Below are 13,463 nucleotides of genomic sequence, written 5' to 3'. Positions count from 1 at the left end.
AGGAAGCTGCGGCTTCTTTGTGCCAAGTTTGGGCTTAATTTGCAGACGGTGCTGCAAGCCATTTCGCCATCTCAGCGGACAAACTATGGCGTTGTAGTTTGAGAAATTCAATTGTTCAGGGCGGACTCTTTATTGATGTAGTCATTAACTATTTCTACTATTTCATGATGCGCTTTTTTCCCCCACTCTTCTAAATTTTCTCCAGTGAGTATCGCAACACTTGGGTTAATTAGGACCCCAATTGCAATGAACTTTAATTCTGCCCTCCAACCCCCGATTGATGGGACACCGACACTGATGTCGAGGTCTAATCCGAATTCCTTTGATATTGCTTTATAGCCATCAATTAATTCAAATAATGTTTTTGTACTGATTTCATGAAGACCTTCAGGGTTTTCAAAATGGATGGGTAATTCGTATTCACTCATGATTTTTATGACAACTTTGCCCCATTTATTTCCAACAAAGCCCTGTCCCTCTCCAACTCCGCCTGCAATTCCGCCTCGGTGGGCATGACCGCTTGGTATTTGCTGGCGAATAGTTGGGCTTTGTCGGCCAGCAGCGAGTACTTGGCGACGGCCGCGTTGCGCTCTGAGCAAAGAATCAGCCCCAGCGTCGGGTTGTCGCCCTCGTTGCGGTGTTGCTCGTCAAACACGCGCACATACATGTCCATTTGCCCCACGTCTTGGTGCGCCAACTTGCCCACCTTCAAGTCCACCAGCACAAAGCACTTGAGCAGGTAGTTGTAAAAAACCAAGTCGATGAAACAGTCTTCGCCTTCCACCCGCAGGTGTTTTTGCCGCGCGACAAAGGCAAAGCCTTTGCCCAGTTCCAGCAAAAAGGTTTGCAACTGGTCGAGCAGGCCTTGCTCCAGGTCTTTTTCGTACAGGGCTGGTACAGCGGGTGCGCCTAAAAACTCCAATACATAGGGGTCGCGGATGAAGTCACGCGGGTCGGGGGCGGCGTCTTTGGCGATGTTACGCGCCGCCTCGTCTTGCAGTTGCGCTTTGGCTTTGTCTTGCGAACTGAGTAAACGCTCGTAATAAAGGGTGGAGATTTGCCGATCCAACGCCCGCACGCTCCAACCTTGCTCGGCGGCTTCTTTGGCGTACCAGTCGCGGGCTTGAGGGTTGTCGATGCGGATGAGGCTGCGGTAGTGTGTCCAGCTCAATTCAAGACGCAGTGCGTCACGAATTGGGAAGCTCTGGAAGAACTGACGCATATTGCGCAAGTTGCTCACATCAAACCCGGCGCCAAACTCCTCGCTCAAGCGCTTGGCCAACTCCGGCAACACCTGTTTTCCATAGGCCGCGCGCTTTTGCCCGCCTTGCTCGTCTTCCACAATCATGCGGCCTATTTGCCAATAGGTTTGCATCATGGCGGTGTTGACGGTCTGCCGCACCTGTGCGCGGGCAGACAGCAGCAAGGCGCGGATGGCTTGGTGCAGGTCGGGTGGCGGGAGGTCAGGCAGCATGGGTCGGATCATGAGACCCGACATATTAACTATTTAATTCTCTTTAATTTTGCTCTAAGAGTTAATTTGAGGGGCTTTTGTAGCCAGCCTTGCATCCTGCGCTATTTACAGCGCCCGGTCTGCCTCATCCAGTCGGTCTAGGACTAACACGGCTTTATTCACATCGCCAGTGGCTGCCATGGCACGGTAATGGTTTTCTGTGTCCCATGCGGCCAAGGCATGGGCGCTGAGTTGCTCCACCAGTTTGTTCATGCTCAACCCTCGGCTTTGCGCCAACGACTTGAGGCGATCAACGGTTTCATCCGGTAGGCGTATGGTCAATGTGCTCATGTCCATGTCTCCAAACATTGTGCGGGTGTCAGCACCCGCAATGGTCCCAAATTCAACTCGCCATTTTGCAAGTCCCGAAGATTGTGGGTGACGATGGCCAACGCACCCCCAGCCAATGCCAACTCAATCAAATGGTTGTCGCCTTCATCGGGCAAATTGGGGCGCCAACCGTAATACACCGTGACCCATCGGCCCTGACTGGCCCAGCGTTAGGCTTGGTCCGCCAACAACGCCGCATACCGCGCCAAATCCACATTGCCACCGCTGATGATGACGCCCACGCGCTGGCCTTGGCAGGCGGGGGCGTCTTGCATAAGGGCGGCCAGAGACAGGCAACCGGTGGGCTCAACCACCATCTTCATGCGCTCGGCATAAAAGCGCATGGCGTCCACCAGTTGCGCGTCGGTCACGGTGTGGACCGCCGCCACATCGCGGCGAATGATGTCAAAGGTGATGGCGCCGACCATGGGGGTTTGCGCTCCGTCGGCAATGGTCACGGGGATGGGGATGCGCACCCGCTCGCCTTTGGCCAGGGATTGCTGCACATCGTTGCCAGCTTCGGGCTCGACGCCAAACACCGCACAGTTGGGCGACAAGGCTTTGGCCGCCAGCAAGCTGCCGCTGAGCAATCCGCCGCCGCCCAGACACACGTACAAGCGGTCCATGGGGCCGTGGTCTTGCAACAGCTCCAGCGCGGCCGTGCCTTGGCCAGCGATCACGTCGGGGTGGTCAAACGGGGGGATGAAGGCGCGGCCTTCGCGCTCAGCCAGGGCTTTGGCGATCGCCATGGCGTCTTCGGTGTAGCGGTCGTAACCCACGACTTGGGCGCCATAACCCCTGGTGGCGGCCAGCTTGGCGCTGGACGCGTCGTGGGGCATGACGATGGTGGCCGGAATGCGCAATATTTGCGCGGCCAAGGCCACGGCTTGGGCATGGTTGCCCGATGAATAAGCCACCACACCAGCGCGCCGCTGGGCTGCAGAGAGTTGTGCCAAGGCGTTGTAGCCGCCGCGAAACTTAAAGGCGCCCATGCGCTGAAAGTTTTCGCACTTGAAAAAAACCTCGGCGCCCACTTGGCGGTTGAGGTTTGACGACTGCAGCACCGGTGTGCGGTGCGCCACGCCGGCAAGCCGCTTTGCGGCGGCTTGCACATCGTCAAAGGTGGGCAAGCTCACTTGGCGATGACGCGCACCATCTCCAAGCACTTGTTGGAGTAGCCCCATTCGTTGTCATACCAAGAGACAACTTTGACGAAGGTGCTGTCCAAAGCGATGCCCGCATCGGCGTCAAACACACTGGTGCATGGCTCGCCACGGAAGTCGCTGGCCACCACTTTGTCTTCGGTGTAACCCAGCACACCTTTCAAAGCGCCAAGGCTTTGCGCTTTCATTTCGGCGCAAATCTCGGCGTAAGAAGCGGGCTTTTCCAGTTCAACCGTCAAGTCCACCACCGACACGTCAGAGGTGGGCACACGGAAAGACATGCCAGTGAGTTTTTTGTTCAGCGCAGGGATGACCACGCCCACCGCTTTGGCCGCACCGGTGCTGGAGGGGATGATGTTTTCCAAAATGCCACGGCCGCCGCGCCAGTCTTTGTTGGACGGGCCGTCGACGGTTTTTTGGGTGGCCGTGGCCGCGTGCACCGTGGTCATCAAACCGCGCTTGATGCCCCATTTGTCGTTCAGCACCTTGGCCACGGGTGCCAAGCAGTTGGTGGTGCACGAAGCATTGGAGACGATGGTTTCGCCTTTGTAGCTGCCGTGGTTGACGCCGTACACAAACATGGGGGTGTCGTCTTTGCTCGGGGCGGACATCAGCACTTTTTTAGCGCCAGCAGCCAAGTGTTTTTCGGCGGTGGCTTTGTCCAAAAAGAGGCCGGTGGCTTCGATCACCACGTCGGCATGCACATCTCCCCATTTCAAGGCGGCGGGGTCGCGCTCTTGGGTCAGGCGGATTTTTTTGCCGTTGACGATCAGGTTGTTGCCATCGACCGACACATCGCCCTTGAAGCGGCCATGCACGCTGTCGTACTTGAGCATATAGGCCAAGTAGTCGGGCTCCAACAAGTCGTTGATGCCAACGATTTCAATGTCGTTGAAGTTTTGCACCGCTGCACGAAACACCATGCGACCGATGCGTCCAAATCCGTTGATGCCTACTTTGATGGCCATGATTGCTCTTTCTTCTTTCAAGTTTCAAAAAAGTTTGCAACTGGACCCACAGGGGCCCAGCGCTCGAAATGGTTTATCCCTGCAAGACCTTCAACACCGTGTCAGCCACGTTGCGCGGCGTGAAGCCAAAGTGCTCGAACAACACCGGTGCGGGGGCGCTTTCGCCGTAGGTGTCGATGCCCACCACAGCAGACACGCCGTATTTCCACCAACCGTCGGTGGAGCCCATTTCCACCGCGATGCGCGGAATGCCTTTGGGCAAAACAGCTGATTTGTAGGCCACGCTTTGGCGGTCAAAGGTGGTGGTGCTGGGCATGGAGACCACGCGCACCGCGACTTTGTGTTCGGCGAGCAATGCTTGCGCCTTCATGGCGAGTTGCACTTCAGAGCCGGTGGCGATGATGACCGCTTGGGGCTTTTTGTTCATGCCCACTTCTGAGGGTTCGGCCAACACATAGGCGCCTTTGTTGATGGCGTCCAAGCCGCTGGCGTCTTTGGCGGCGCTGTCGCCTTTGGGCAGGTAGGGCAGGTTTTGTCGGCTCAGCAACAAGGCCGTGGGGCGGTGTTGGTTTTGCAAAGCCACAGCCCAGGCCACCGTGGTTTCTGCGGTGTCGGCGGGGCGCCACACATCCAAGCCAGGGATCAAACGCAGCGATGCGGCGTGTTCTATGGACTGGTGGGTCGGGCCGTCTTCCCCCAAACCGATGGAGTCGTGGGTGAACACATGCACCACGCGCTGCTTCATGAGGGCGGCCATGCGAATGGCGTTGCGCGAATAGTCGCTGAAAGTGAGGAAGGTGCCACCATAAGGGATGAAGCCGCCGTGCAGCGTGATGCCGTTCATGATGGCGGCCATGCCGAATTCGCGCACACCGTAGTTGATGTGACGGCCGCCGTGGCCGTGCTCGTCTTTCACCACATTGCCCGCCAAATCAATGCGCAGGCTGGGCGTTGATTTGGTATTGGTGAGGTTGGAGCCGGTCAGGTCGGCGCTGCCGCCCAACATCTCGGGGATGGCCGCAGTGAAAGCTTCCAAAGCCAACTGGCTGGCCTTGCGGCTGGCGACGGTTTCGGCCTTGGTGTTGGCAGCAACCACGGCATCCACCACGGTTTGATGGAAGTTTTTCGGCAAATCGCCAGCCATGCGGCGTTTGAATTCAGCAGCCAGCGCCGGATGGGCGGCAGCGTAAGCGGCAAAGATGCCATTCCACGCGGCCTCGGCTTGTGCGCCTTTGGCTTTGGCGTCCCAATCGGCATACACCTCGGCAGGGATGGTGAAAGGGGCATGGGGCCAACCAATGGCGGCACGGGTGAGCGCAATTTCTTCTGCGCCCAAAGGCTCGCCATGTGCTTTGGCCGTGTCCGCGCGATTCGGGCTGCCTTGGCCGATGTGGGTTTTACAAGCAATCAGGGTGGGCTTGTCGGCGCTGTGTTTGGCGGTGGCGATGGCGCGGCTGACCGCTTGCACATCGTGGCCGTCCACGCTGATGACACTCCAGCCATAGGCTTTGAAGCGAGCGGGCGTGTCGTCGATGAACCAAGGTGTGACCTTGCCGTCAATCGAGATGCCGTTGTCGTCGTACAAAGCGATGAGTTTGTTCAGCTTCCACGCACCTGCCAAGGCGCAAGCCTCGTGGCTGATGCCTTCCATCATGCAGCCGTCGCCCATGAACACATAGGTATGGTGGTCGACGATGCTGTGATTTGGGCGGTTGAATTCGGCTGCCAAGAGTTTTTCAGCCAGCGCCATGCCCACCGCGTTGGTGATGCCTTGGCCCAAGGGGCCGGTGGTGGTTTCCACACCTGGGGTGATGCCCACCTCGGGGTGGCCAGCGGTTTTGCTGTGCAGTTGGCGGAAGTTTTTCAGCTCGCTCATGGGCAGGTCGTAGCCTGTCAGGTGCAAGAGCGCGTAAATCAGCATCGAGCCGTGGCCGTTGGACAGCACAAAACGGTCGCGGTTGGCCCAATGCGGGTTGCGCGGGTTGTGGCGCAGGTGCTCGCCCCACAAGGCTACCGCGATGTCGGCCATGCCCATGGGCGCGCCGGGATGCCCGGAGTTGGCTTGCTGGACAGCGTCCATGGCCAGCGCGCGGATCGCGTTGGCCATTGGGGTGGTGTGGGCCATGGGGAAAACTCCGGGGGTTGTGTGGGTGAATCTGGGGCGGGGAAACCCTGGGATTTTAGCCGCTGGGTATTTGGCCCCAAGACACTGCTGTCGCCCTGGGCACGCACCAGCTGGCTCAAGGGCAGCAAGCGGCTTGGGCCTATATTTGAGCCCTGAGCATGACCACACACCATCCGCACCACCACCCCGACCAGACCAGCCCCCAAGCCAGCGCCATGCTGTTGGCTGCTGGTCGCGGCGAGCGCATGCGCCCACTCACCGACACCGCACCCAAACCTTTGCTGCCCGTGCGCGGCAAACCGCTGATGCAGTGGCCCTTGGAGGCCCTGGCGCGGGGTGGGGTGCCATCCGTGGTGATCAACACAGCGTGGTTGGGCGAACAAATTCCGGCACGTTTTGGTGAAGCCTTTACCGCGCCGGGCTTGCCGCCTGTGGTGCTGAACTACTCCGATGAGGGCAGCGATTTTGGTGGTGCGCTGGAGACGGCGGGCGGCATTGTGCGGGCCTTGCCCCAGCTGGCCGATGTGTTTTGGGTGGCGGCAGGCGATGTGTTTGCGCCAGAGTTTGTGTTTTCGGCGCAGACTTTTGAGCGCTTTACCACCAGCCCACAGTTGGCGCACATTTGGCTGGTGCCCAACCCTGCGCACAACCTCGGGGGTGACTTTGGTTTGTCTGATGCAGGTTTGGCGCTCAATCTGCCTAAAACTGCCGTGATGCCTGGCCCAGCCGCTACCAACAGCCCCGCCGTTCAAGCCCTTGGCCACCAGCCAGCACCCCACGTGGCGCATTCACCGCGCTACACCTTCAGCACCATTGCGCTTTACAAACGCGCCTTTTTTGAAGCAGCTTGGTGCCCCATTCCTGCCGGCAACCCCGAGGGCGTGAAAGCACCGCTGGCCGCCATGCTCAGGGCCGCCATGGATCAAGGCTTGGTCAGCGCATCTCTGTATGAAGGCCTGTGGGTGGATGTGGGCACGCCCGAGCGTTTGGCGCAGCTGAACTTGCAGGCTTGAATCCGTCATCGCGAGGCGCTTGGCGCCGTGGCGATCTTCAACTGACGCTGTGGCCCAATAACCTGCGGGCCAATAATGAAGGCATGTCGCGTCGCCCATCTGCTATGAGGTAGACCACCACTTGCTTGCCGTGCAAACGGTAAATCAAGCGGTAGGGTTTGAAAAACACCTGGCGGTAATCTTGGATGCCCACGGCCAAAAGCTCTTTGGGGCGGCTGCCCCGTTCGGGCAGTTTGGACAAGCTTTGCGCCACGTCCATCAAGTGGTCCAACAAACGGTGGGCATTGGCCACGCTGTCGTTTTCTGCAATGTGGTCAAACAAGGCTTCCAAATCTTGCTCTGCTCCTTGGGTGAGCAGCACTTCATAAGCGTTCGACGGGTCAGCCATGCGCGATCAATGACTCAGACTTTGGGGTGTTTGGCCCGCAATCGTTTCACCACATCGGTCAGCGGTTTGGTTTTGCCATCAGCCACTTCTTGGTTGCCCAAGGCCAACAACTTCAACAAGGCCAAGGTGTCTTGGGTTTCCTCATAAGAGGCCACGTCTTGCAACACCGCCCGGGCTTCGCCGTTTTGCGTGATGACCAAGGGCTCGCGATCAGCCGTGATTTGCGCCAGCACTTGTGCTGCATGGGTTTTCAGGTAGCTGATGGGTTTGATCTGGGTGGAGTAATGCATGGACTGAATATAGTCTTTTAAAAGACTTGTGGCAATGACTGAGCGACCCGCGCTTGGCTCTATTGCGCAAACAACCACACACTGGTTTTACATTCAAGCTCCAGCCAAGCCGACTTTGACACCACTCCTACAATCCCGCCATGACCTCTATCTATGCGCAACGCCGCGCCGCTTTGGCCGCCCAATTGGGCGCCGGCGGTGTGGCCATCATCCCCACCGCGCCTGAGCGTGCTCGTAACCGCGACAGCGATTTCCCTTATCGCCACGACAGCTACTTTTATTACCTGACAGGTTTCACCGAGCCCAACGCTTGGTTGGTCATCGCGGACAACGGCCACAGCACTTTGTTTTGCCAGCCCAAAGATGTGGAACGCGAAATTTGGGACGGCATCCGCTTGGGGCCAGAGGCCGCCACCACCACTTTGGGAGTGGACGCCGCGCATTCGGTGCAAGCGCTGGACAGCTTGCTGCCGCCTTTGCTGGAAAACCAAAGCTGCGTGTGGTACCCCTTTGCCACCCACAAAGGCCTGGAGACGCGCATCGATGAGTGGCTGGGCAAAGTGCGCGCCAAAGTGCGCACGGGTGTGGTGTGCCCCTCTCAGCAGCGCGACCTGTGCGTGGTGTTGGACGAGATGCGCTTGGTCAAAGACGCGAGCGAGCAAGCCACCATGCGCCGCGCCGCCGCCATCAGCGCCGCTGCCCATGTGCGCGCCATGCAAACCAGCGCCCGCATGCTGCGCGCGGGCGAAGATGCGCGCGAATACCACCTCGAGGCCGAGTTGCTGCACGAGTTTCGCCGCCATGGCGCACAGTTTCCGGCTTATACCTCCATCGTGGCCGCTGGCGCCAATGCCTGTGTGCTGCATTACCGCGCCGACACCGCGCCCTTGCGTGACGGCGAATTGGTGTTGATCGACGCGGGGTGTGAACTGGACGGCTACGCCAGCGACATCACGCGCACCTTTCCGGCCAATGGGCGCTTTACCGGCCCGCAGCGCGACCTCTACAACCTGGTGATCGCCAGCCAAGACGCGGCGGTGGCTGCCACCCGCGCCGGTGCACGCTTCACCGACCCGCACGACGCCACGCTGCGCGTGCTGTCACAAGGCCTGCTGGATTTGGGCTTGTTATCCAAGCACCAACACGGCACCGCAGACGACGTGATCGCGAAGAAAGCCTACGTTGCGTTTTACATGCACCGCACCAGCCATTGGCTGGGCATGGACGTGCACGACTGCGGCAGCTATGTCGAGACCGGCCACACGCCCCCTGCGGACACCAGCGCTCCCACCACGCCACCGCCCGGGCGCATCTTGCACCCCGGCATGGTGCTCACCATTGAGCCGGGCCTGTATGTGCGCCCCAGCCCCGAAGTGCCTGAGGCGTTTTGGAACATCGGCATCCGCATCGAAGACGATGCCATCGTCACCGCCACGGGTTGCGAGTTGATCAGCCGGGGGGTGCCGGTGAAGGCCGATGAGATCGAAGCGTTGATGCGTTGATCCAGCACTGTCTATCGGTGCACTGCGCAGGCCCAAACAGGCTTCCGTTGCTGATGGATTAGAAACAGAGCCACACCGTTTGCTTGTCAATTTGGCATGGCTGCCCAGCTTGCCACCTACAATCGACCACCCTGTTCTAGCACCGCCCGACACACGTGGGTAGTTCACAGCCACCACGGAGAACCGCATGCCCCAAACCCCACCCGCCACAAACCCCGTTTCACAAGACGAGGCGCGCAAAGAGTTGCGGCGCGCGGCGCTGGACTACCACGAATTTCCCACCCCCGGCAAAGTGGCCATCCACGCCACCAAGCAGCTGATGAATCAGCGCGATTTGGCGCTGGCTTATTCACCCGGTGTGGCCGCCCCGTGCGAAGAGATTGCCAAAGACCCGAATGCCGCGTTTCGCTACACCAACCGGGGCAACCTGGTGGCGGTGATCACCAATGGCACGGCCGTGCTGGGCTTGGGCGACATTGGCCCCTTGGCCTCCAAGCCGGTGATGGAGGGCAAGGCAGTTTTGTTCAAAAAGTTTGCCGGCATCGATGTGTTTGACATCGAGATCAACGAGAAAAACTTAGACAAACTGGTCGACACCATTGCCTCCCTGGAGCCCACGTTTGGCGGCATCAATTTAGAAGACATCAAAGCGCCAGATTGTTTTTATGTCGAGCGCAAGTTGCGCGAGCGCATGAAGATCCCCGTTTTTCACGACGACCAACATGGCACCGCGATTGTGGTGGGCGCGGCCATCATGAATGGATTGCGGGTGGTCGGCAAAGACTTGCAACACGTCAAGCTGGTCACCTCGGGCGCAGGTGCGGCGGCCTTGGCGTGTTTGAATTTGTTGGTCAAGCTGGGTTTGCCCAAGAAAAACATTTTTGTCACCGACCTGGCCGGCGTGGTCTACACCGGCCGCACCGAGTTGATGGACGAAGACAAGATTGGCTTTTCACAAGACACCAGCGCCCGCACGCTGGGGGACGTGATGAAAGATGCAGACATCTTTTTGGGCTTGTCCGCTGGCGGTGTGCTCAAGCCCGAGATGGTCAAGGGCATGGCGGCCAAGCCGTTGATCTTGGCGCTGGCCAACCCCACGCCCGAAATTTCCCCCGAAGAAGTCAAGGCCGTGCGCGACGACGCCATCATGGCCACCGGTCGCACCGACTATCACAACCAAGTCAACAACGTTCTGTGCTTCCCCTACATTTTTCGCGGGGCCTTGGATGCGGGTGCATCCACCATCACCGACGAGATGGAGATTGCCGCCGTTCACGCCATTGCCGAGTTGGCCCAGGCCGAGCAAAGCGATGTGGTGGCCGCGGCGTATTCGGGCGAGCAGTTGGCGTTTGGCCCGGAGTACCTGATCCCCAAGCCCTTTGACCCGCGCTTGATGATGAAGATAGCCCCCGCCGTGGCCCAAGCCGCTGCCGACAGCGGCGTGGCCCTGCGCCCGATTGCCGACATGGACGCTTACCGCGAGCGTTTGCAAAGTTTTGTTTACGCGTCGGGCACCACCATGCGACCGATTTTTGCGGCGGCCAAACGCGCCAGTAAAAAGCGCGTGGCCTATGCCGAAGGCGAAGACGAACGCGTGTTGCGGGCAGTGCAAATTGTGGTGGACGAGGGCTTGGCCAAGCCCACGCTGATCGGTCGCCCCGCCGTGATTGCCCAACGCATTGAGCGTTTTGGCCTGCGCTTGCGCGAAGGCGTGGACTACCAAGTGGTCAATGTGGAAGACGACCCGCGTTACCGCGACTTTTGGCAAACCTACCACCGCATGACCGCGCGCAAGGGCGTCACGGCTGAGTTGGCCAAGATCGACATGCGCCGGCGTTTGTCGCTGATCGGCACCATGCTGCTGCACAAAGGCGATGTGGACGGCATGATTTGCGGCACCTGGAGCCGCCCCGACACCCATTTGATTTATGTCGATCAAGTCATTGGCAACCGCCCTGGCGTGAGCACCTATGCCTGCATGAACGGCTTGCTGCTGCCCGATCGGCAACTGTTTTTGGTTGATACCCACATCAATTTGGACCCGACCGCCGAGCAACTGGCTGAGATCACCATCATGGCGGCCGAAGAAATGCGCCGCTTTGGCATTGCGCCCAAAGCCGCCTTGTTGTCGCATTCCAATTTTGGCAGCAGCTTGCAAGACAGCGCCGCCAAGATGCGCCGCACCCTGGCGCTGGTTCAACAGCGCGCCCCTTGGCTGGAAATTGACGGCGAAATGCACGGCGACGTGGCCCTGGACGGCGCCTTGCGGGCCGAGCAAATGCCCGACAGCAGCTTGACGGGTAACGCCAATTTGCTGGTTTTTCCCAACCTGGACGCGGCCAACATCTCTTACAACCTGCTCAAAACCGCCGCTGGCGGCAATATTGCCATTGGCCCGGTTCTGTTGGGCGCCGCCAAGCCGGTGCACATCCTCACCGCCAGCGCCACGGTGCGCCGCATCGTCAATATGACAGCTTTGACGGTGGCCGACGCAAACGCCACGAGGTCTTAGATCTTGGGGTAGTGCTTACCCACTTATATTTGCCCCAATGGGTCATTTTGAAGGCATTTAAGCCCTGGCTATTGCCTTGGGAATGCTTTTCCTTCATAATTACGGACGTTGCTTCTCGGGTTATCCCGGAAGACAGGTTGACCAGCCAGCCCCGAAAGTTAGGGCTCGCAAACGTCAAATTTCTTCTTTTTATTGTTTTGTGAGGAATTCAGCGGAGATGGACACGCCACTTCGTACCGTCAAATCCAACATCGTGCAGTCAATCCGCGCCCACCGGGTACAGGATTTGCACGCGGCTGCACAACACCTGGGGCATCACTTTTTGTATGCCAACTTGGCCGTGGCCCAAAGCAAACAAGACGTGCTGGACATGATCGCCCAGCAATTCACCTTTCCGCCGCAAACCAGCAAGAACTTTGACGCCTTGTTTGACGGCATGACCGACCCCTTGCACAAGTCTGGCCCGCAGCCTGGTTTTGTGATCGTGCTGGAGCAGGTGCCTGCCCATGCCAAATTTGATAAAGAAGCGCGTGAACAGTTGCTCGACATCTTCCGCGAAGCCTCCGATTACTGGGCCGAGCGCAAAGTTCCGTTCCGTTGCTTTTACTCATTCTCCGTGGCACGCGCACCTGCAATGGCCATGGACAGCGACGGCGTCATGGCCACCAACCCCAGCGGCATTGAGTTGACCGACGGCGGCGAAAAAATGCCCACCGACAAATTGGTCGACATTTCTCCCCTGGCCTTGCGCATGAGCAGCCCGTTCAATGCGGGTTACTGGTTAACGGCCGCTTGACCGCGCTTTAACCCATACCAAAAAGCCCGTTTTCAACGGGCTTTTTGCTTTTGCCTGTGCCTCCATCCTAGATGTTGTCAGCCGCACTGGGCTGCCGATGGCAAAACTGAGCCAAAGCCACAAACTCCGCCACAGACACCTCTTGGGCGCGCCGCTGCACATCAAAATCGGTGGCCACACCCTTTTGCTGCAACCATGCGCCCAAGGTGTGGCGCAGCAGTTTGCGGCGTTGGCCAAAGGCCACCCGCACCAATTCTGACAGCAAGGGCCAGGGCACGTCGGGCACATCGGCCAATGGCACCATGCGCACCACCGCACTGTCTACCTTGGGTGGGGGGTGAAAGGCGTCGGGCGCCACATCGAGCACCTTTTCCATCTGAAAACGCGCTTGCAGCATGACGCTCAGGCGGCCATAGTCTGCACTGTGGGGGGCGGCCACCATGCGATCGACCACCTCTTTTTGCAGCATGAAGTGCTGGTCTTGCACCACATCCACATGGTCGAGCAAGTGAAACAAGATGGGCGTGGAGATGTTGTAGGGCAAGTTGCCCACCACGCGCAACTTGGGCACGTTGAGGCTTTGGGCCAGTTCGGTGAAGTTGACCTGCAACACATCCGCTTCGGTCACGCTCAGTTGGGCGTGGCCGCGGAGTTCTCGCGCCAAATCGCGATCGATTTCGATCACATGCAAGCGCCCCAAGCGCTCCACCAAAGGCTGGGTCAGCGCGGCCCAGCCGGGGCCAATTTCCACCATGGCCTGCCCGGCCTGGGGGGCAATGGCGCTAACGATGTCGTCAATGACCGCGCGATCGGTCAAAAAGTGTTGGCCAAAACGCTTGCGTGGCGCGTTCGGGTGGGCCATG

Annotated in this window: 13 protein-coding genes and 1 pseudogene; 4 read left to right on the top strand and 10 right to left on the bottom strand. The window is 59.0% G+C overall.

Annotated features, from left to right (window positions below; all coding sequences use genetic code 11):
• Window positions 1-107: 107 nt before the first annotated feature.
• From AC8GFZ_RS14005 to tkt, 7 genes are all read right to left on the bottom strand, one after another.
• Window positions 108-428, bottom strand: coding sequence for a hypothetical protein (locus tag AC8GFZ_RS14005; protein ID WP_506645520.1), 321 nt, complete (start codon window positions 426-428; stop codon window positions 108-110).
• Window positions 429-433: 5 nt separating this feature from the next.
• The gene (locus AC8GFZ_RS14000; protein ID WP_506645519.1) at window positions 434-1,474 is read right to left on the bottom strand and encodes a PDDEXK nuclease domain-containing protein; all 1,041 of its coding nucleotides are present in this window, start codon (window positions 1,472-1,474) and stop codon (window positions 434-436) included.
• Between the two features lie 105 nt (window positions 1,475-1,579).
• Complete coding sequence (locus AC8GFZ_RS13995; protein WP_506645518.1) at window positions 1,580-1,804, bottom strand: ribbon-helix-helix protein, CopG family; 225 nt, start codon at window positions 1,802-1,804, stop codon at window positions 1,580-1,582.
• Window positions 1,801-1,983 carry a PIN domain-containing protein gene (locus AC8GFZ_RS13990; RefSeq protein ID WP_506645517.1) on the bottom strand — a complete coding sequence of 61 codons (183 nt, stop codon included), beginning with the start codon at window positions 1,981-1,983 and terminating at the stop codon, window positions 1,801-1,803. Before AC8GFZ_RS13990 ends, AC8GFZ_RS13995 begins: the two co-directional genes overlap by 4 nt.
• 30 nt (window positions 1,984-2,013) lie before the next feature.
• A complete protein-coding gene (locus AC8GFZ_RS13985) occupies window positions 2,014-2,979 on the bottom strand; it encodes a threo-3-hydroxy-L-aspartate ammonia-lyase (protein WP_506645516.1) in 966 nt (321 codons plus the stop codon).
• Entirely contained in the window at window positions 2,976-3,974 is a 999-nt protein-coding gene (gene gap / locus AC8GFZ_RS13980) for a type I glyceraldehyde-3-phosphate dehydrogenase (RefSeq protein WP_506645515.1), read from the bottom strand. The genes AC8GFZ_RS13985 and gap overlap by 4 nt, the downstream gene beginning before the upstream one ends.
• Before the next feature lie 73 nt (window positions 3,975-4,047).
• A complete protein-coding gene (tkt, locus tag AC8GFZ_RS13975; RefSeq protein WP_506645514.1) occupies window positions 4,048-6,099 on the bottom strand; it encodes a transketolase in 2,052 nt (683 codons plus the stop codon).
• A gap of 215 nt (window positions 6,100-6,314) precedes the next feature.
• Between tkt and AC8GFZ_RS13970 the strand changes: the two genes are divergently transcribed.
• On the top strand, window positions 6,315-7,112 hold the full coding sequence (locus AC8GFZ_RS13970) for a nucleotidyltransferase family protein (RefSeq protein ID WP_506645528.1): 798 nt from the start codon (window positions 6,315-6,317) through the stop codon (window positions 7,110-7,112).
• A 37-nt stretch (window positions 7,113-7,149) separates the two neighbouring features.
• On the opposite strand, the gene AC8GFZ_RS13965 is transcribed toward AC8GFZ_RS13970, so the two are convergent.
• Complete coding sequence (locus AC8GFZ_RS13965) at window positions 7,150-7,500, bottom strand: type II toxin-antitoxin system RelE/ParE family toxin (RefSeq protein WP_506645513.1); 351 nt, start codon at window positions 7,498-7,500, stop codon at window positions 7,150-7,152.
• 14 nt (window positions 7,501-7,514) lie between these two features.
• Complete coding sequence (locus tag AC8GFZ_RS13960; RefSeq protein WP_506645512.1) at window positions 7,515-7,790, bottom strand: type II toxin-antitoxin system Phd/YefM family antitoxin; 276 nt, start codon at window positions 7,788-7,790, stop codon at window positions 7,515-7,517.
• A gap of 140 nt (window positions 7,791-7,930) precedes the next feature.
• Between AC8GFZ_RS13960 and AC8GFZ_RS13955 the strand changes: the two genes are divergently transcribed.
• From AC8GFZ_RS13955 to AC8GFZ_RS13945, 3 genes and pseudogenes are all read left to right on the top strand, one after another.
• Complete coding sequence (locus AC8GFZ_RS13955) at window positions 7,931-9,292, top strand: aminopeptidase P N-terminal domain-containing protein (RefSeq protein ID WP_506645511.1); 1,362 nt, start codon at window positions 7,931-7,933, stop codon at window positions 9,290-9,292.
• Window positions 9,293-9,479: 187 nt separating this feature from the next.
• Window positions 9,480-11,804 carry an NADP-dependent malic enzyme gene (locus AC8GFZ_RS13950; protein WP_506645510.1) on the top strand — a complete coding sequence of 775 codons (2,325 nt, stop codon included), beginning with the start codon at window positions 9,480-9,482 and terminating at the stop codon, window positions 11,802-11,804.
• Between the two features lie 217 nt (window positions 11,805-12,021).
• Window positions 12,022-12,417 (top strand): annotated as a pseudogene (locus AC8GFZ_RS13945) (barstar family protein); the annotation flags it as partial.
• Window positions 12,418-12,667: 250 nt separating this feature from the next.
• On the opposite strand, the gene rsmA reads toward AC8GFZ_RS13945, so the two are convergent.
• Window positions 12,668-13,462, bottom strand: coding sequence for a 16S rRNA (adenine(1518)-N(6)/adenine(1519)-N(6))-dimethyltransferase RsmA (rsmA, locus tag AC8GFZ_RS13940; RefSeq protein ID WP_506645509.1), 795 nt, complete (start codon window positions 13,460-13,462; stop codon window positions 12,668-12,670).
• Between the last annotated feature and the right edge of the window lies 1 nt (window position 13,463).

Source organism: Limnohabitans rimovensis (SeqCode) (assembly GCF_965234775.1).
Classification (GTDB): domain Bacteria; phylum Pseudomonadota; class Gammaproteobacteria; order Burkholderiales; family Burkholderiaceae_C; genus Limnohabitans; species Limnohabitans rimovensis.
The sequence above is the reverse complement of the archived record's forward strand: the minus strand, read 5'-3'. Positions and strand labels throughout refer to the sequence as shown.

What these genes read in the sequence shown, in the direction of transcription:
- AC8GFZ_RS14005 (WP_506645520.1), bottom strand. Translation starts at nt 428, where the DNA reads ATGAGTGAATACGAATTACCCATCCATTTTGAAAACCCTGAAGGTCTT.
- AC8GFZ_RS14000 (WP_506645519.1), bottom strand. Translation starts at nt 1,474, where the DNA reads ATGCTGCCTGACCTCCCGCCACCCGACCTGCACCAAGCCATCCGCGCC.
- AC8GFZ_RS13995 (WP_506645518.1), bottom strand. Translation starts at nt 1,804, where the DNA reads ATGAGCACATTGACCATACGCCTACCGGATGAAACCGTTGATCGCCTC.
- gap (WP_506645515.1), bottom strand. Translation starts at nt 3,974, where the DNA reads ATGGCCATCAAAGTAGGCATCAACGGATTTGGACGCATCGGTCGCATG.
- tkt (WP_506645514.1), bottom strand. Translation starts at nt 6,099, where the DNA reads ATGGCCCACACCACCCCAATGGCCAACGCGATCCGCGCGCTGGCCATG.
- AC8GFZ_RS13970 (WP_506645528.1), top strand. Translation starts at nt 6,315, where the DNA reads ATGCTGTTGGCTGCTGGTCGCGGCGAGCGCATGCGCCCACTCACCGAC.
- AC8GFZ_RS13965 (WP_506645513.1), bottom strand. Translation starts at nt 7,500, where the DNA reads ATGGCTGACCCGTCGAACGCTTATGAAGTGCTGCTCACCCAAGGAGCA.
- AC8GFZ_RS13960 (WP_506645512.1), bottom strand. Translation starts at nt 7,790, where the DNA reads ATGCATTACTCCACCCAGATCAAACCCATCAGCTACCTGAAAACCCAT.
- AC8GFZ_RS13955 (WP_506645511.1), top strand. Translation starts at nt 7,931, where the DNA reads ATGACCTCTATCTATGCGCAACGCCGCGCCGCTTTGGCCGCCCAATTG.
- AC8GFZ_RS13950 (WP_506645510.1), top strand. Translation starts at nt 9,480, where the DNA reads ATGCCCCAAACCCCACCCGCCACAAACCCCGTTTCACAAGACGAGGCG.
- rsmA (WP_506645509.1), bottom strand. Translation starts at nt 13,462, where the DNA reads ATGGCCCACCCGAACGCGCCACGCAAGCGTTTTGGCCAACACTTTTTG.